The organism is Sphingobacterium pedocola, from assembly GCF_015209965.1.
Taxonomy (GTDB): Bacteria; Bacteroidota; Bacteroidia; order Sphingobacteriales; family Sphingobacteriaceae; genus Sphingobacterium; species Sphingobacterium pedocola.
Genome location: NZ_MU158693.1, coordinates 150,998 through 169,809, shown reverse-complemented (window position 1 = coordinate 169,809; position 18,812 = coordinate 150,998). Strand labels below are relative to the sequence as shown.

The following is an 18,812-nucleotide window of genomic DNA, read 5'->3' as shown; positions in this document are numbered from 1 at the left end:
ATTTAATGACTAAAAATAGAAGCTTTTTAATTTTTACAAGTATAGCGCTTTTACTGTTAATTTTTACATCCTGCCGTTCTGCAAAATATTTGGAGGATGATCAAGCTTTAGTAACCGATATAGATTTAACCGGTATTCCCCAAGAGTTAAAAGAACAATCCTCTCTTTATATTTCTAACGAAATTAGACCCAACTCTGCGTTGAATTTGACAATTTATAATATTTTTAATACCTACAAAGGGAAGTATAAAACAGATAATATAAGACAGGTCGGCGAGGCTCCCCATATTTTAGATTCCTCTTTGGTAGAACTATCTACTAATCAGATTCAAAGTTTCCTTAAGACGAAAGGGTATTTCAATGCTTCGGTAAATACACAAATAGATATAAACAAAAAAAAAGCACGTCTTGATTTTAATGCCAATCTTGGGAATCCATACCTTTTGGATAAAATAGATTATGAATTTCAAGATACCTCGATGCACCTTATATATAAAAATGAGGTATTGCCGACTACCAAGATCAAAATCGGCGAAAAATACGACGCTGCTAAGCTACTGGAAGAACGTGAAAGACTTTACATCGCTACAAAAGATAAGGGTTATTACGATTATGTAAGGCAGTATATGCGCGTAGGTGTAGATACTAATGTAAGGGCTGATCGGGTGGACCTAACTATTCAAGTGCTAAATCCGGAAAACGATAAGCACCGTATCTATAAAATTAATAACGTTTCCCTTTTAATTCGACCTAATTCGGAGGAAATGAAGAGGGATGTAAATGCATATCGCGATAGCGTTATAGATGTGGATTTTATGGACGAAACCGGTCGTTTCAGGTTGCGCCCGATTTCGCGTTATATGTACCTTCGAACGGGGCAAACGTATAGTTTAAGTAGTGAAAACTTGTCCTATGACCGTTTATATGAAATGAATGGCTTTCGCAGCGTGAAAATTAACTTCGAAAAAGTAGATAGTAGTTTGTTGGACGTGAAATATGAATTGATACCTCGTTCGCTGATGGCCAATCAAGTGGAGGGCGAATATACTTTCAGTTCTGGGATGAGTGGTTTTAATATCGGAAATACTTTTTCGCATCGAAACGTTTTTGGAGGTGCAGAATTACTGGAGGTAAAACTACGTTATGGTGTGTTATTCGATCCTCGTTTGGAAGGCAATCTTTCCCAAAAAATTTTTAATAATGATTTTCAAGTAGGTGTCAACTTGGTGGTGCCTAGGTTATTATTGCCTTTTCAAGTACGCGGGATTGGGAAATACGGCTTGCCTCGGACGACTTTTTCATCTAGTTTACAGTTGTTCAATCAAGATAATACATATTCTAATCGTTATTTGATTAACACGTTGAATTATTCTTGGTGGCAATCGCCTAATTTACAACATAGTTATACCCCTGTGGTATTAGAATATCGCGTGGGGAAATTCAATGAGAGTTTTAAGCAGAATTTAATCAATGAGGGATATAATCTATATGTCGAATCTAACGACCGGGAGTATTTTGGATTAGGATCGCAATATGCTATCACCTGGAATGCGCCTAAGCTGCTTAAGCTGGAAAATTTTTCCTATTTGAGAAGTTCACTCGATTTAAGTGGTAATCTACTGGGTTTAGTCAGTCAGGCTTTCAATTTTCAGCGGAACGAAGACAATCAACGTATTTTATTTAAAGTTCCCTATCTGCAATATATTAAAGGGGAGCTCGATTACCGGTGGTACAAGCATTTTGAGGGAAATAGACAATTTGTATTACGTTTCAATGGGGGATTGGCCGTGCCATATGGAAATAACTCCAGATTGCTTATTTTTGAGAAGAGCTTTTTTGCTGGAGGAATGAACGGGATCCGGGCGTGGCAAGCACGTACGTTGGGCCCCGGTAATTATAACCGAGAAGGAATACCCGAAAATCTTAGACTGAGTTTACGAAACCTAGATCAGTTGGGAGAGGTGAAATTAGAAACAAATTTGGAATACCGCTTTCGATTGCTCAGTAACTTTTTAGGTGCCAAAATGAACGGTGCCACATTCGTAGATATGGGAAATATTTGGCGCCTTCGGGAAGATCGGTTTAATCCGAACGGCCAATTTGAAATAAATAAATTCTTTTCGCAGATCGCAATAGGTACAGGGTTCGGTTTACGCTTTGATATGGATTATTTTATCATGCGACTTGATGCCGGGCTAAAAGTAAAAGACCCGCAATTTGAAGGCAGCGATCAATGGGTGATACGGAAGGTATTCGATGCCAAGGATTTTAAGCGAGGATATTACAACTCTAATCGCCCAGACCGTTATAATTTTATCCAATATAATTTTGGAGTTGGCTTACCGTTTTAGAATAGATTTTTTATAATCTGCAATGCACTTTCTATGATCTGCGTGAATGCTAAGCCTTTGCTAAAAGATAAATACCCGTAAATTAAACCAAGGATGACTAGGGTCAATAGCATTCTTTTGAAAACGTATGCTATTAATAACAGTAATGCGGGAATAATCAGTAGTAATAAGCCATTTATTTTGTAAGGTGTTAAACTATTATCTTTTTTATAGATAAAATAAAGTCGACCTGTCGAATTGTCTTGGTTTTTATGCTTAAAAAAAACAAACGTCGATCCATCTATTTTTTGAGAAGGTACGGCTACACCTTGATGAAATTGTAGGGTCTGTTGTAGCCCGTTCATGGAAAACAGAAACGTGCCGTCGATACGTTCGTCTGCAACCTCTGCTGAATCAACGGCTATAACTGCTATTTTACCATTTTGTGTTAAATTTTCTTTTACAATAAAATTGTCTATCCGTTGTTCTTGAGCACCAGAAAGAAAAGGAACGATTGCAAGTACAAAATATAGTATGTGTTTCATTTTAGAAATTTATTACAATATTAAAGAAAAAAAAACCGATAGCACTTCTGCATTTTTAGATTAGAATAATATTATTGATGGATTACGTTTTGGATTGCACTATTAATGAGGTTTAAATAGCAACGGAGAACCGAGCCACCCCGTTTCTCGGAGGACAGACGAGCTCACTATAGAAAGATAAATTCGTTTTTATATCCAATTATAATTGGATATAAAAACGAATTTATCTAAGTTTGTGCTATTAATAAAGACAAAGCACTGATATGGAAAATACAGCTATTGAGAGACAACCAAAAAAGACGGATAACAACGCCAATCAAACAAGTTATTATGTAGCATTAACCATTGCTATCGTTATTGGTTTATTTGGTGTATTCGTGAGATTCGTTCCTGATGTGATTCCTTCATTAGGTCAATCAACTTTTATATTTTCTCTGATTGCGAATTTAGCAATTCTAATAGCGTCATTTTTAGCTTTTAAAGTTGTCTTCGCTATTTTAGGATTTGGTAGTAAGAAAAGCTGATCTAGCTGGTATTCTTCTAAAGAATATGATATAACGTATATATGGAGTAGCTGATTTGCTACTCTTTTTTTTTACCCATTTTTCTTGCCTTGTGTTTGGGGTGGATTGTCGTATTATAAAATGTACTATGTACGTTTATAAACAATTTTAATTTGTAGGAATTTATTATTTTGTTAATCTTATTTATAATGAAATGTCTGTTTTTTTATTAAATTATTAAAGAAAAATAAAAATTGTTATGAATTTCGTTTTTTTATTGTTTTCTTTGTATTGTTAAAATAATGAACGATAAAAAGTTACATGTATGTGCGGAATTATAGGAGCATTCGATTTAAAAGAAGAAGAAGGTAAGATCAGACCCCAAGCCTTAGAAATGTCTAAAAGAATTAGACATCGCGGGCCGGATTGGTCCGGTATCTTCAGTTCAAAAAAAGCTATTTTAGCCCATGAACGGTTGGCTATTGTAGATCCTAAATCAGGAAGTCAACCATTATATAGTCCTGATGGGACAGTTGTATTGGCTGTAAATGGAGAAATCTATAATCATCAGGAATTAAGGAATTCCTTGCCTAATTATAATTTTGCTACACAATCAGATTCAGAAGTTATACTTGCCCTATACCTGGAAAAAGGTCCTTCTTTCGTGGAGGATTTGAATGGTATATTTGGTTTTGCTTTATATGATTCGCGCAATGATTCTTACTTTATCGCTCGCGATCATATGGGAATTATCCCTCTTTACTATGGCTACGATGAAAAGGGACAGTTTTTTGTTGCTTCCGAATTAAAATCATTGGAAGGATTTTGTACTAAAATAGAACAATTCCCTCCGGGACATTATATATATAGTTTCGAGGGTACTGAGCCGCAAAGATGGTATGCTAGAGAATGGGAGGTATACGATAGTGTAAAAGAAAATGAAACGGATATTGCTAAGCTACGGAAAGCTTTGGAAGATGCTGTGCATCGTCAATTAATGTCAGATGTGCCTTATGGTGTGCTTTTATCCGGCGGGTTAGATTCTTCCGTAATTGCGGCGATTACTAAAAAGTATGCATCCAAGAGGGTTGAATCTGGAGACGAGGAAGAAGCCTGGTACCCGCAGCTGCACTCTTTTGCGGTAGGGTTAAGCGGTGCTCCAGATCTAATTGCTGCGCAAAAGGCAGCGGATCATATTGGTACTATTCACCACGAAATTAATTTTACCATCCAAGAAGGATTAGATGCAATACGCGACGTAATCTATCATTTGGAAACTTATGATGTGACAACAATTCGTGCATCTACACCGATGTATCTGTTGGCAAGGGTGATCAAATCTATGGGTATTAAAATGGTTCTGTCGGGAGAAGGATCCGATGAGTTATTCGGCGGGTACCTGTATTTTCATAAAGCACCAAACGCACAAGAATTCCATGAAGAAACAGTTCGGAAACTCAAAAAGCTTTATTTATACGATTGTTTACGAGCTAATAAGTCTTTAGCTGCTTGGGGTGTGGAAGGCCGTGTGCCATTCTTGGACAAAGAGTTTATGGACGTGGCCATGACAATCAACCCTTCGGATAAAATGATAAAAGATGGAAGAATGGAGAAATGGGTGATTCGAAAAGCGTTTGAAGATTACTTGCCAGAAAGTATTGCTTGGCGTCAAAAAGAACAGTTTTCAGACGGAGTGGGATACAGTTGGATTGATACCTTGAAAGAACAAGCAGAAAATAAAGTTACCGATTCGGAATTTGCAAATGCGCCGGAAAGATTTCCAATCAATCCACCAAAAAATAAGGAAGAATACCTGTACAGGTCAATTTTTGAATCACATTTTCCTTCGGAGGCAGCTGCGTCGACAGTGCCTTCGGTTAAGTCTGTTGCTTGCAGTACACCGGAAGCGTTGCTATGGGACGCATCATTTCAAAATCTTAACGACCCTTCAGGTCGTGCAGTAGCTAGTGTACACAACGAGAGTTATGAGAAAACGCATGAAGAAACGGCTATTAATTAGTTAGGAAACAATTTTAAAATGTTTTTCTTTGAATTTTAATGGCGAAGTTTTATCTTTGTAGCACTTTAGAAGGAATTACTTCTAATATGATCCTGAATAGCTCAGCTGGTTAGAGCATCTGACTGTTAATCAGAGGGTCGCTGGTTCGAGCCCAGCTTCAGGAGCTAAAATAAAGCCGGCATAGATGCCGGTTTTTTTATTTACTATATATTATATACTACGCATGAGTTTGGTTATAGTTGGAACAGTAGCATTTGATGCTATAGAAACCCCATTCGGTAAAACCGATAAAATCGTAGGTGGTGCAGCTACGTTCGCTGGATTATCGGCATCATATTTATATGACAAGGTGAAGTTAGTGAGTGTAATAGGTGAGGATTTTGGGAGTAACATTGATCTCCTTACGAATAAAGGTATTGATGTTGAAGGTGTGGAAGTGGTGCCGGGCGGAAAGTCCTTCTTCTGGTCTGGTAAGTATCATAATGATATGAATAGCCGTGATACCTTAATTACGGAGCTGAATGTGCTTGCAGATTTTGACCCCAAGGTGCCCGCTTCTTATCAGGACTGTGAGTTTTTATTGTTAGGCAACCTTACTCCACAAGTGCAACAATCTACCTTAAACCGTTTAGAAAAGACACCTAAATTGGTCGTTTTGGATACGATGAATTTTTGGATGGATGTGGCGTTGAACGATTTGAAGTCTGTACTGAAAAAAGTAGATGTACTTACTATTAATGATGCTGAGGCAAGACAACTGGCGGAAGAATATTCGTTGGTAAAGGCTGCTAAAATTATTCAGGAAATGGGTCCTAAGTATTTAATTATCAAAAAGGGGGAACACGGCGCTTTATTGTTTGGAGATGGGCAAATTTTTTCTGCACCGGCATTACCTTTAGCCGATGTGTTCGATCCAACAGGAGCAGGAGATGCATTTGCTGGAGGATTTATTGGTTATCTCGCTAAAGTGAAATCTGTAAATTTCACCAACATGAAAAATGCGGTAATTTATGGTTCGGCATTGGCTTCGTTCTGTGTAGAAAAGTTCGGTACCGAACGGTTACAGAATTTAACGCAAGAAGATATCTCTTTTCGACTCAAACAATTTATAGCGCTTTCAAAATTTGAGCTAAGCGAGTAAATCGCTTAGCTCAAATTAAAATTCCAATAATTGAAAATTTTCTAAAAACCTCAGCCGAATGAGGCGCATCGGCGAGTTCTTCGGTAAGGTCTTGGCCCGCCCAATGCTCGTAGTGCATCCCTTTTTTCCAGAGTCTGCTTTCTGATACATCATAGATGTATCCATTGTAAGCTACCCAAATTAATGGTTTATCTTGACCATTTCGAAGCGCTAGCTGCGATCGCGTATATTTTGTGAAGACGGTATTTTTCTTTCGGCATTCCATTCCGCAAAAATACAACCTTAAGCATAGTATTTGTATGCTGAAAGTGTTTTTTTCATTGCTTTCCGAGCTACATGTATTCTCGTTTTTACCGTTCCTATCGGAATGTTTAGGTGTTCGGAAATTTCGTGGTATTTGAACCCTTCAAAATACATGGTAAATGGGATGTAATATTCATCCGAAAGATTAGTTAACGCCGTATTTATATCCTCCATTACAAATTTATCTTCGCCTTTGTTTTTAGTAGCTGATACCACGAGGTTGGCTGGCGATATTTCTTCTTCTTTTGTAATAAATGAATTTGTTTTTACGATGCGACGATAATTGTTGATAAACGTATTCTTCATTATCGTGTACAACCATCCTTTTAGATTCGTTCCTTCTCTAAAATTGTTGAAATACGTTACAGCTTTTAACAAGGTGTCTTGTACAAGATCATTCGCGTCATCATGATCTTTTGTGAAGTTTTTAGCATACAATTTTAACGAATCTGAATGCTGGATTACTAAGCTGTTGAATTCTATTCTGTTCATACTAGATTGGATTTAACTCGTTCAACAATATGTAGTTACTTACAAACGGGTCTGTGTATTTATAAATCCTCCATAAAGAGATGCTGATGATATCAGTTTATAAATAACTACGGTTCAGTATGAATATTTACAAAAGTTATGCTAGAGATAAAGATTTAGCAGTTAATTGATATTAACTTTTTGTTAATGAAGAGGGAAGTTTATTGAAAATCGTGCTAGATTTATGTTAAAGATAGATTTCGATGTTTAGAACATCTAAAAATATCAAGAAATGTGGAAAACTTTTTATAAAACATTTACTTCTCTTTCCAGTCTAATGCCGAATTTTTTTAGGACATTGTCTATGATTCTGGTCGATACTTCATAGATTTCTACTCCCGTGGCGTCATTAATATTAGTTAACACCAGCGCCTGATTTTTCCACACGGCAACGTTGCCAATTTGTTTACCCTTCCATCCGCACTGCTCGATCAACCATCCTGCGGCAATTTTAGCTTTACCGTCTTCCGTTGGATAGAAGACAACATTTGGAAAAAAACTTTTTAGATCATGTAATTTTTCCGGCGTTACAATCGGATTTTTAAAAAAGCTTCCGGCATTTCCTACTGTACTCGGATCGGGAAGCTTTTCCACACGGATGTGTGACACAACCTCTGCAACATCTTTAATAGTTGGCGCGGTAATGTTTCTTTTCGCCAATTCTTCCTCAATGGCACCATAGCTTGTATTGCGTTTGCTATACAAAAATAGTCGATAGGTTACCGCGGTGATTATAAACCTTCCTTTGTATTTTCCTTTAAATATACTGTCTCTGTAGGTGAATTGGCATTGCTCGTTTGTAAACGTAGTGAATTTTCCTGTTAGCGTATCAAAAGCTTTGCAAGAGGAAAAAAAATTCATTAGCTCAGCCCCATATGCGCCGATATTTTGAATAGGAGATGCGCCTACCGTACCCGGAATAAGTGCCATGTTTTCTAAACCCGGAAAACCTTGGTTAACGCAGTGCCATACTAAATCATTCCAGATCTCACCGCCATGTGCTGTTACATATACATCATTACCTTCAATAAAATGCTGGATACCTTTGTTGGATATTTTTACAATTGTGCCGTCATAATCTTGCGTGAATAAGATATTACTTCCACCTCCTAAAACAAAAAAATCTTCGTTAAAAACGCCGTTATCATATAAAGCGTAAAGCTCTTTTTCTTCTTTTATATCAATGAATTTTTTTGCTACAGCTTGTACACCAAAGGTGTTAAATGACTTTAAGGAAATGTTTTGTTCTATATTCACGGTTTGTATTATTTGACCAATTCTTTTAAATATTCAATATAAAATGATAACTTTAATTAATTTATTTGTAAAGATAAGATAAAGAGCAATTTTTGAACAAACTTATTTTACTGATTATGCCTAAAAGTGCTGACGAGAAACGTGTTAAAATATTAGAATCTGCGAAAAGGCGTTTTGCCCATTATGGAATGTCGAAAACGACCATGGCGGAGATTGCAAAAGATCTTTCTTTTTCAAAGGCCTTATTATATTATTACTTTCCAGATAAAAATAGTTTATACTGTGCTGTCCTGGATTACGTGATTACAGAACAGGAAGAAGATATTTTGGAGGTATTAAGACCTATAACGAATACCGAACGGGCCATAATGGTTATATTGGAAAAGAGAATGGAGTATATTAAAAAATATTATAATCTTTTTGAATATACGTTTAACACGGGTAAAGATGTGCCGGAAGATCTTGGAAAAGTAATCATTTGCTCCTTTGAAAAACAACATGAGCAGATCATATCAATTCTAAAAAATGGAGCGAAAAGCGGTGAACTCGTTATAGACAACTACGAAGAGACGGCTCGTCTATTTCTATTCTCCTTGATGGGGATGCGTTTGATCGTGATCAAAGATATCAAGCACTCTTTTTTTCCAACAAAAGAAGAGTTCGATGCAATCCTTGAAATGCAGAAAAAAATGGCTAAAATATTTATAAAGGGATTAGGCGCCTAATTTTTCCGTTATAGCAGCAATAATTATTTTGGCGTGTATTCTTGAGTTTTCAATAAACCACAAGTGGGTATTAAACCCTCCACATACCACCCCTGCTAAATACATGTTTTTGATATTTGTTTCCATGGTATTGGGATCATGATTTGGAATGCAGGGCGATTCATTGGGAATTGTAATGCCTAGTTTTTTTAACAAAGCAAAATTGGGCCGGTATCCGGTCAACGCGAGTACAAAGTCATTTTGGATGCGGATCTTATCCATTGGCGTTTTAATCTCAACCTCCGTTTCCGTGATAGCAGTTAACTGACTGTTGTAAAAAACATTAATTTCTCCACCTGCTATTCGATTTTCGATATCTGGTCTCACCCAATACTTTACCCGAGGACTAATTTCAGCAGCCCGAATTACTAGCGTAACCTGTGCCCCTTTACGATAGGTCTCCAATGCCGCATCGATAGAAGAATTGCTAGCGCCAATCACAACAACATGTTGCCCGGCATAAAAATGGGGGTCATTGTAGTAATGTCTTACTTTTGGAAGGTTTTCTCCAGGGATATTGAGCAAAGTCGGGACATCATAAAACCCCGTAGCAACGATAACGTGTGCAGCTTCGTACGATGCTTTAGTCGTTTTTACATCGAAAAATCCAATATTTCCCTTATCGGCAGACAGTACCTCTTCAAATAAGTGAACATTCAGATCAAATGTGGTGTAAATTCGACGGTAATATTCCAACGCTTCAGCTCGTTTTGGTTTGGGACTTGTCGTTACAAACGGTATATTACCTATCTCCAGTTTTTCCGACGTGGAAAAGAAGGTCATGTTTACAGGATAATTGTAGAGCGAGTTTACGAGGCAACCCTTTTCTAAGACTACATAGGATAATCCTGCTTTTTTCGCCTCTATTGCATTTGCTAATCCAATAGGTCCTCCTCCAATAATAATGACGTCAAATCTTTTTTTCATTCGTACTTGATTCTTCTGCCGCTTGTACATCTTTAAAGATGATTTCGGTTGTTATCTTTTGTAAATCTGCTGAAATTTTCGTCAAAAATTGTAATTGATCTGTAATTAATTTTGCTTCGTCGCTGTCGACAGGGGCATGGGCGATTTTGTCCATGTCGATGATGGGAGGGATAGTTTGTGCACTTTCCGATTCAAGAGACTGGATCGTTTTCTCCAGATTTTGAAGGGCTTTAAGAAGAGACTTTAGGTGATCGTTATTAAAATCGATGTTTTTAGATTCTTTGAGTTGAGTCAATAATGTAGCTGAATAAGAAGAGAATATATGATTCAAAATAACGAATCTATTTACTTCTTTCGTGATGTGTTGCCTCCATTTAGGTTCCGTTAGAAGACGTTGAAAGGTAGATCCCATATTTGCTGATGCGATGTAAACCTCTTTGCGGGCTAATTTATATTCTGTGGCGGGCAAAGGTTTTCCGGATAGCAGCTTCAAGGCCTGCGCTAAATACTGATAATTTGCAACTAAGAGATTTTTTATGTTTGATTTAATTTGAAAACTTTCCCAGTTTGGAAATACGATATAACTTGATAGAAAAGCGATGGTTCCACCCAAAAATGTATCTAAAATTCTTTCTTGTGCGATTTCAAAAGTATTCATGCCGGTAAAACTCGACATAATGAGTACATACGGTGTCATAAAAATAACTGCCATGATGTAGTTTATCCGGAATAAACTATAGGCTATGAGAAAGAAAAAGATGAGCAGGACAAATCGTATAGATATATCATCTATTGTAATTAAAATAATCGCGCCAATGATACCGCCTATAACAGTTCCCCCCAAGCGTTGCAGATTTCGTTCTTTTGTTAGACCGAAACCGGGTTTGAGTATCACGAGAATTGTTAATAAAATCCAGTAAGTGCCAAAATTTGAATACTGAAACAGATTTAAAATCAAATAAGTAGCGGACAGCACGATGCCCATTCGAAGGGCATGTCTAAAAATGCTGGATTCGATACTGATGTTGTCTTTGAAATTCTGCCAATTAATTAAATCTGTTTTTACGAATTTTTTCGTATCTATTGCGTCTTCGTTTTGAATTTCAATCCCTTTGAATTGGCTATAACGGTGAATCTCACGTACGTGTTGTGCTATTTGACGGATATTAATCAATATTTTTTTGAGTGGAATAGAATTAATTTTTTCCTTTTCGTCTACTTTCTCTATAGCGTGTCTGATCTTTTCGATTTCCTTTTCAAAGTCATAAACAGATTTAGGCGTTTTGTTTGCATTGATTTTATACGCTAAATTATCTAACTCATGCGTTACTTTATACAGTAAGTTTCTAATCTGATCTAATATTTCGGTTTTTCCATAATTGTTACGAATAGTTTCATAATCATAATGGGTCGTCATACTCTGTTCAAATAAATCGACAATATCTGTAAAGATCAATGTCAGATATCTTCCTTCTTTGGTCGTATCTTTTATTGAGCGTTTACTTTGGAACAAAATGTCTCGTACATTTTCTTGATGTATATTTACGATAACCTGTTTGTCAATTAGTTTGAGGTAGTTGCTGTCTAAATTTTGCTTGATGTCGTAAAAATTTGCCTTGAGGCGAATGTAATCTGCAACATGTAATATTGTTTCCGATAACTCTTGCTGTGCTAGCCTGTAGGGCCTTACTTGTGTAAGAGACATGCTAATAATCATATACCAACAAGCACCGATTACAAAATAAAGGAGGTAAGTAAGCTCTTCCCTAAAGGAGTATATATCGTCTACATTGATAAGCATGACGAGTATACACATCGTACCGACTGTAGCAGCTCTTGCATTAAAGACGGCAAACATAGAAAAGAGAAACGACAAGATGCCAATTGCAAGTGTCATTGCAATTAAGAAACTATTAAGTAAAGCCGTGATAACAACGGTAAGAACACATAAGATGGTGCAATAAAGCATGCCCATTCTTCGGTGTGTAGGAGCTCCGGGTGTATCCGACAGCCCCACTATCAGAGCGCCTAGGGAAATCAATGTACCCGTAAGGAATTCACCCATTAAGGCACAGATCATTATCGGGACAATACTTCCAAGCGTGATGCGTAAGCCATCTGCAAAATATTGACTATAAAAAAAACTGCTAAATTCCTCTGTCCTTTTCATCAGTAATAATTTTAAACATGGACGGTTTATCCGCTCATTTTAACCCACAGTCGGATAAACTTACATGTTCAGGATTTATTCTACTACGTAAGAAAATAAATTTCAACACGAATGGTTCATCTCATCTCGTTATGCAAAGATAGCACAAAACCTTCAGGGTAGATACAAATTACGTCACTGCGAGGAGGTACGACGTGGCAGTCTTAAAACATAGATTGCCACGTCGTCATTTCTCCTCCTCGCAATGATAAAAACACATCAGAACCTTATTACGGGCAACGGGCTAGTGAAAAGCAGGCACCTTCCGCAAGAGATACAAAAGGCGATATGTGAAAAAGGAAACAGGCAGTTAGCCTTCCGGTCAAACTGCTTTTAAAGAGGTTTCAATATTTCCTCTAGTTGCTTTTGAATAAGGACATACGCGGTGCGCTTTTTCAATTAAAGCTTGCGTTTGTTCATTATCTAACGAAGGTACATGTGCTTCAATTTCTGCGGAAAGAAATGAGCTGTTGCCTTCTGAGTTGAAAGAGATTTTTACCGTCAACTGTGTATCTTTCAAATCAGTATTGTCTTTTTCGCTAACAGCACCCATGGCGCCGAGAAAGCATGACGACCACGCAGCTGCAAATAACTGTTCGGGGTTGGTAGCACCACCTTTTCCGCCCATAGATTCTGGTTTTCTTACCTCAAAGTTTAAAACACCATCGGAGGATTTGACAGCGCCATCTCTTCCGCCGATCGCAGTCACTTCTGCTGTATATAGTTTCTCGCTCATTATTTTTTTGTTTAAATTTGTTTCTGTAGAATGTATATTTATTAAAACAATCAAAAATAGAATTTGTTTATTTATACTTTTTTAAAAAAAATAAATTTAAATTGTAATTTTTGTAAAAAATTAATGATTTTAATATAAATTACATATATTTGAACGGCTGCCATCGTGCGGTAGATTAGAATATGCCCAAGCCCTATAGTTATTTATAATCAAAGCAAGTAATGAAATTACATCAAAAAAAAGCGACTTTCGAAAATGAGGTACTTACGCGATTTGATCTGTTTAAGAGTTTGTTCTTGACACTTCCATTTCAACGTGTAAAACATACAGGAACACTTTTACCGTTTTTTACGACACATTGTGAAAAAGGAGTCGAAGAGCATCTGCCTCCTGAAGATATTATCGACAGTTTCTTCGGTCAATACGAGCAGTACGTCCAAGAAGAAGATCGGCTTGATCTACTTTTTCGAATTGTACAATATGTAGAACGTCAGGTAGTGCTCTTTGATGCCGTCGAAGATTCAGCGTATCAAGTTATCGGCAAGGGAGATGAAGCCGGAGGCTTGAATTCCCTATTTAAGCTCACTCAGGACGATGACAAATTAAAAGAGCAAGTGGTAGAGAAACTGAAAGATTTTTCAGTACGATTAGTACTTACTGCACATCCTACGCAGTTTTACCCAGGCCCTGTCTTGGGAATTATAAATGATCTGATTGAGGCAATAAAGCTAAATGATATTTCCAATATTCATTTACTGCTTCAGCAATTGGGTAAAACCCCATTCATAAACAAGCAACAACCAACACCGGTAGACGAGGCTATCAGTTTAGCTTGGTATCTGGAAAATGTTTTTTATAAAGTAGCGTCGGGTATACAGGCGAAAATTGACGATGCACTAGAGTTGCCTGCTGAAGAAGTTAAGCAATTGATCGAACTGGGATTTTGGCCAGGAGGGGATCGGGATGGTAATCCAAATGTTACTGCAGAAAGCACAAAAACGGTTGCCGCGCTATTGCGCACTATCCTTTTCAGGTGCTATTACCGCGATTTTCGTCAGGTTAAGAGGCGGATCACCTTTCGTGGTATAGAGGGATATTTAGATAATCTTCAGGACCTATTTTACGAGAATAGTTTTAACCCGATAGAAAATCCAGAAGATGATACAGCTAAGATTCTAGAAAACCTAAACGCGATAAAAGACGTTCTGAATGCACGACATGACGGCTTGTTTGTCGGGTTGGTGGAAGATTTGATTCGTAAAGTGAATACATTTGGATGCTACTTTACCACATTAGACATTCGGCAGGATAGTAGTATTTTACGCAGTACGATAAATTATTTGGTTGAGAAAAACGACGATACAAAGTTGAAGGTTTCGGATTTAACCAGTTCGGAAGAAAAGTTGCAGAAGGCATTTAAATTCAATGAGTTAATGTTAGATTGTGCAGATGATGCGGATAGCTTAATCCAGGATACAGTGGATGTAATTCGTTTGTTGAAAGGCATACAAAAGTCTGGTAGCGAACGTGCTGCACAGCGATTTATCATCTCCAATTGCCAACAGGCATCAGATATCTTAGGGTTAATGCAGTTATTTTTATGGGAAGGATGGAAGAGGGAAGAGCTTTGCATTGATTTTGTTCCTTTGTTTGAAACAGTAGACGACCTTTCCCGCGCGGCAGATGTGATGAAGTCCTTGTATACAAATGAAGAATATGCTAAGCACCTGAAATTACGAGATAATAAGCAGACCATTATGCTTGGTTTTTCAGATAGTACGAAAGATGGGGGATATTTGATGGCGAACTGGTCGATTTACAAGGCAAAGATAGAGCTCACTGCCATTGCCCGTGAGTACGGTATAGATTTGGTATTCTTTGATGGCAGGGGAGGCCCACCAGCAAGGGGTGGGGGTAAGACTCAGCGTTTTTACGCCTCCATGGGATCCGAAATCGAAAACAAACACATTCAATTGACTATTCAAGGACAAACGATTAGTAGCCAATATGGATCATTGGACACGGCTCAATCTAATATAGAACAATTATTACATGCTGGCTTGGTTTCCGAGTTAAGACAGAACACATCCGATACGCTTACGTCGAAACAAAAGGAAGTCATTGATGGTATGGCAGCAGAAAGCCACCGGAAATTTTTAGCCTTGAGGCACCATCCACAGTTTTTATCTTACCTTGAAACACTAAGTCCGTTAAAATCGTTAGCTTCGATTAATATCAGTAGTAGGCCAGTAAAACGAAATTCCGATCGAGAGTTACGCTTGGAAGATTTACGTGCTATTTCATTCGTGACTTCATGGAGCCAACTTAAACAGAATATCCCCGGCTTCTTCGGCGTTGGAACAGCCTTGCAGTGGGCCGAAGAAAATAATTTGTGGTCTTATGTTAAGAACCTGTACGAAAGTTCCGGTTTCTTCAACACGCTTATCGATAATTGTATGATGTCGATGACGAAATCAAATTTTCATATCACTTCATATATGAAAGATGATCCTACATTTGGGGCGTTTTGGAGCTTGCTACATGATGAATATCAAAATACAAAGAAATACCTTTTGAAGTTGAGCAATTCTGAAATTTTGATGCAAAATTATCCCGTAGAAAGAGCCTCCATTTTGGAAAGAGAGAAAATCGTTTTGCCGTTGCTAATTATTCAACATTATGCCATACGTACGCTGGAAAAGAATAAAAAAATAAGCGAGGAGAAGCAGGATGTGTATAAAAAACTCATCGGAAGAACAATTTTTGGTGTGGTAAATGCAGGACGAAACCTAGCATAATTTAACATCATTTAATTTGAGAATTATATTAGATATTTTATATTTTTGTTGCACGAGAGATAGAATATATAAGGAACTTACAAAATTATACAGATGAAATTCAATACATTATTTGTCGCAGCAGTTTGTGCAAGTGCATTGTTAAACTCATGTGCTCAAAAGACAGCCGAGGAAAGACAGCTAAAATATACACATACTTCGTTGGTGGATGGAGATGCCTACGCGTTTTTTCAAATCGTAGGTGAGCATGTTGCGACAGGATTAGTACATGCAGATCAGATACAGAATGGTGGAGATGCGAAAGCAAAAGAACTAGGAGCCAAGCTGAAAGACTTCTATGCACAATTAGATCCTGAATTGGATAGTATCGCAACGGCTTTCCATGTAGACTATCCCATTAAAGGTGTTGCAGCGACACATTCTTCGGATGAAGGTGTAGCCGCTCATACAGCAGCAGCTACTCAATCTACATCAGATACTACGGTTCATTCTGCTACAGTTACTGTTGAGCAAGAGGCACAACATGCACATGAACCGGTTAGCAATTACGTAACGCATACACAACACGAATTGGCAACGCTGAAAACACAATTCGAGCGATTAACACGTAATACAAATAAAGATCTACAAAAATTTGCTAAAAAACACGTAGCGGCTATTTCGGATTTATATGCGCAAGCCGGAGGCAAAGAAGATGCCCACGCGCATCATTAAAAGCAAATAGGATATGGTGATACAACCGATCATAACAGGTATATTGTCGTATGGAATGTCCGGAAGGGTATTCCATGCGCCGTTTATAGAAAACAGTAACTATTTTAAGTTTAAGGCCGTCGTTGAGCGTTCGAAAAAGAATGCACAACTGGATTATCCCTATGTCATCAGTTATGATAGTATTGACGAATTACTGAGTGATAGTGAAATCGAGTTAGTTATTGTTAATACACCAAATGATACGCATTTTGATTTTGCAAAGAGGGCGCTTCTCTCGGGAAAACATGTATTGATCGAAAAGCCGTTTTCTCCCACTGTAGCTGAAGCAAAGGAACTCTTTGAAATAGGCAAGCAAACCGATCGTTGTGTACTTCCATTTCACAACAGGCGCTTTGATTCTGATTTTAAATCTTTAAAATATATTCTGGATAAAAATTTAGTAGGTAAACCTATCGAACTGCATTTGCGCTTTGATCGATTCAAACCGGAAATTGGTCCTAAAATTTTTAAAGAAACCCCTCGTCCTGCTAGCGGCGTCCTTTACGATCTTGGATCTCACTTACTGGATCAAGTTATATCGTTATTTGGTAACCCAAAATCCGCGACCAAGATCCTCTCTCAAAATAGACCCAACACCAAGGTAGACGACTATGCTTCGTTGATTTTAAATTATCAAGATGGTTTGAATGTGTTTATCACAACCAGCCTATTGGTCGCTAATCCTCAAAAAAGTTTTGTCTTACATGGAGCGAACGGTACGTTTATTAAAGATCGTACCGATGTGCAGGAGGCTCAACTTCAGTTTGGAATGAGTCCTTTGGATCCCTCTTATGGCTTAGAACACGAAGGTCAGGACGGTCTATTAACCGTTATTTTGGACGATGTAACCGAAGAAATCGACGTTTCTCCCGAGAAGGGTGATTATATGCAATTATTTGACGCTGTTTACCAAACCATTCGTTTGCGGGAACCGTATTTCGTCACTGCCGAACAAATTCTTTGTCAGCTGGAAATTCTAGCTCCCGCTAAAAAGAAGTAAATTTCTTATTAACTTAATGTTATTTTAACACACAAAGTACTGTTATTGATTGAATTATCAGTAGCTTTATTTCGTTACATATTAATTTATTATAAAACATTTTTGTGAGATACGCAGCGATAGATATTGGTTCAAATGCAGTCAGGTTACTCATTGCAGATATTCTAGAAAAAAAAGACGAAATTACCTATTCCAAAAATACCCTTTTACGCGTTCCACTTCGTTTGGGTGACGATGCATTTATAGAAAAGCATATTTCTGAACCGAAATTTCAGGATATGGTGAAAACGATGTCAGCGTTTCGCCATTTGATGGATGTATATAAAGTTACAGACTACATGGCCTGCGCCACTTCGGCGATGCGAGATGCAGATAATGGACAGGAAGTCGTGGCAGCCTGTAAGGACATCGGCGTGGATATCCAGATTATAGATGGCGGTGTAGAAGCGCAGATTATCTATAATTCACATTTAAGTGATAAAATGGATAAGAACAAAGTGTATCTGTATATTGATGTCGGCGGCGGGAGTACAGAGATTTCTTTTTTTGCCAACGCCAAACTCGTAGACTCTTGTTCATTTAATTTGGGTACCATTCGTATCTTGGACAATCAGGATAAGCCCGAGACATGGGATGAAATGCGTAGATGGGTAAGAGAAATAACGAAAGGATATAAAAATATCTACGGAATAGGTACCGGAGGTAATATTAATAAGCTATCCCGATTGGCAAATGAAAATGCCGACAAGCCTATTTCTTACGCCAAGCTTAAAGCATTATACGACTATTTGATTTCTTTTTCCATGAAAGACCGTATCCATGAGTTAGGTTTAAAGCCCGATCGTGCCGACGTCATTATTCCAGCCTCCGAAATTTTCTTGACAATTATGAAGGTAGGACATCTTAAAAATATCGTTGCGCCCCGGGTTGGATTAGCAGACGGAATTATCCAGACATTGATTGATAAAAACAACAATAAATAGTAGGAAAACAGT

General features: G+C 37.6%; 16 protein-coding genes and 1 tRNA gene. 10 read left to right on the top strand and 7 right to left on the bottom strand.

Features of this window, described 5'->3' with window-relative positions:
* Nucleotides 1-5 precede the first annotated feature (5 nt).
* On the top strand, nucleotides 6-2,351 hold the full coding sequence (gene tamL, locus C4F40_RS20350; RefSeq protein ID WP_196941264.1) for a translocation and assembly module lipoprotein TamL: 2,346 nt from the start codon (nucleotides 6-8) through the stop codon (nucleotides 2,349-2,351).
* Here tamL and C4F40_RS20345 read toward each other — a convergent pair.
* Complete coding sequence (locus C4F40_RS20345) at nucleotides 2,348-2,875, bottom strand: hypothetical protein (RefSeq protein ID WP_196941263.1); 528 nt, start codon at nucleotides 2,873-2,875, stop codon at nucleotides 2,348-2,350. The genes tamL and C4F40_RS20345 overlap by 4 nt on opposite strands.
* 263 nt (nucleotides 2,876-3,138) lie before the next feature.
* On the opposite strand from C4F40_RS20345, the gene C4F40_RS20340 reads away from it, so the two are divergent.
* From C4F40_RS20340 to C4F40_RS20325, 4 genes are all read left to right on the top strand, one after another.
* Nucleotides 3,139-3,399 carry a hypothetical protein gene (locus C4F40_RS20340; protein ID WP_196941262.1) on the top strand — a complete coding sequence of 87 codons (261 nt, stop codon included), beginning with the start codon at nucleotides 3,139-3,141 and terminating at the stop codon, nucleotides 3,397-3,399.
* A 304-nt stretch (nucleotides 3,400-3,703) separates the two neighbouring features.
* The gene (gene asnB / locus C4F40_RS20335) at nucleotides 3,704-5,398 is read left to right on the top strand and encodes an asparagine synthase B (RefSeq protein ID WP_196941261.1); all 1,695 of its coding nucleotides are present in this window, start codon (nucleotides 3,704-3,706) and stop codon (nucleotides 5,396-5,398) included.
* Nucleotides 5,399-5,488: 90 nt separating this feature from the next.
* Nucleotides 5,489-5,562: transfer RNA gene (locus C4F40_RS20330), tRNA-Asn, on the top strand.
* A 59-nt stretch (nucleotides 5,563-5,621) separates the two neighbouring features.
* Nucleotides 5,622-6,539 carry a PfkB family carbohydrate kinase gene (locus C4F40_RS20325; RefSeq protein WP_196941260.1) on the top strand — a complete coding sequence of 306 codons (918 nt, stop codon included), beginning with the start codon at nucleotides 5,622-5,624 and terminating at the stop codon, nucleotides 6,537-6,539.
* 10 nt (nucleotides 6,540-6,549) lie between these two features.
* On the opposite strand, the gene C4F40_RS20320 is transcribed toward C4F40_RS20325, so the two are convergent.
* From C4F40_RS20320 to murB, 3 genes are all read right to left on the bottom strand, one after another.
* A complete protein-coding gene (locus C4F40_RS20320) occupies nucleotides 6,550-6,804 on the bottom strand; it encodes a cytochrome b5 domain-containing protein (protein ID WP_196941259.1) in 255 nt (84 codons plus the stop codon).
* Between the two features lie 17 nt (nucleotides 6,805-6,821).
* Nucleotides 6,822-7,334, bottom strand: coding sequence for an RNA polymerase sigma factor (locus C4F40_RS20315; protein WP_196941258.1), 513 nt, complete (start codon nucleotides 7,332-7,334; stop codon nucleotides 6,822-6,824).
* Between the two features lie 285 nt (nucleotides 7,335-7,619).
* Nucleotides 7,620-8,630, bottom strand: coding sequence for a UDP-N-acetylmuramate dehydrogenase (murB, locus tag C4F40_RS20310; RefSeq protein ID WP_196941257.1), 1,011 nt, complete (start codon nucleotides 8,628-8,630; stop codon nucleotides 7,620-7,622).
* A 92-nt stretch (nucleotides 8,631-8,722) separates the two neighbouring features.
* Here murB and C4F40_RS20305 point away from each other — a divergent pair, with 92 nt between their 5' ends.
* Entirely contained in the window at nucleotides 8,723-9,355 is a 633-nt protein-coding gene (locus C4F40_RS20305) for a TetR/AcrR family transcriptional regulator (RefSeq protein ID WP_231390158.1), read from the top strand.
* Here the strand turns inward: C4F40_RS20305 and C4F40_RS20300 are convergent.
* The 3 genes from C4F40_RS20300 to C4F40_RS20290 form a co-directional block, all read right to left on the bottom strand.
* Complete coding sequence (locus tag C4F40_RS20300; RefSeq protein WP_196941256.1) at nucleotides 9,344-10,321, bottom strand: YpdA family putative bacillithiol disulfide reductase; 978 nt, start codon at nucleotides 10,319-10,321, stop codon at nucleotides 9,344-9,346. The genes C4F40_RS20305 and C4F40_RS20300 overlap by 12 nt on opposite strands.
* The gene (locus C4F40_RS20295) at nucleotides 10,305-12,491 is read right to left on the bottom strand and encodes an FUSC family protein (RefSeq protein WP_231390157.1); all 2,187 of its coding nucleotides are present in this window, start codon (nucleotides 12,489-12,491) and stop codon (nucleotides 10,305-10,307) included. The genes C4F40_RS20300 and C4F40_RS20295 overlap by 17 nt, the downstream gene beginning before the upstream one ends.
* A 361-nt stretch (nucleotides 12,492-12,852) precedes the next feature.
* The gene (locus C4F40_RS20290) at nucleotides 12,853-13,266 is read right to left on the bottom strand and encodes an organic hydroperoxide resistance protein (RefSeq protein ID WP_196941255.1); all 414 of its coding nucleotides are present in this window, start codon (nucleotides 13,264-13,266) and stop codon (nucleotides 12,853-12,855) included.
* 221 nt (nucleotides 13,267-13,487) lie between these two features.
* Here C4F40_RS20290 and C4F40_RS20285 point away from each other — a divergent pair, with 221 nt between their 5' ends.
* From C4F40_RS20285 to C4F40_RS20270, 4 genes are all read left to right on the top strand, one after another.
* Nucleotides 13,488-16,064 (top strand): phosphoenolpyruvate carboxylase, encoded by a 2,577-nt coding sequence (locus C4F40_RS20285; RefSeq protein ID WP_196941254.1) that lies wholly within the window; start codon nucleotides 13,488-13,490, stop codon nucleotides 16,062-16,064.
* Nucleotides 16,065-16,157: 93 nt separating this feature from the next.
* Entirely contained in the window at nucleotides 16,158-16,778 is a 621-nt protein-coding gene (locus C4F40_RS20280; protein ID WP_196941253.1) for a hypothetical protein, read from the top strand.
* 13 nt (nucleotides 16,779-16,791) lie between these two features.
* Nucleotides 16,792-17,817 (top strand): Gfo/Idh/MocA family oxidoreductase, encoded by a 1,026-nt coding sequence (locus tag C4F40_RS20275; protein WP_196941252.1) that lies wholly within the window; start codon nucleotides 16,792-16,794, stop codon nucleotides 17,815-17,817.
* Nucleotides 17,818-17,921: 104 nt separating this feature from the next.
* Complete coding sequence (locus tag C4F40_RS20270) at nucleotides 17,922-18,800, top strand: Ppx/GppA phosphatase family protein (protein WP_196941251.1); 879 nt, start codon at nucleotides 17,922-17,924, stop codon at nucleotides 18,798-18,800.
* Nucleotides 18,801-18,812: the final 12 nt, after the last annotated feature.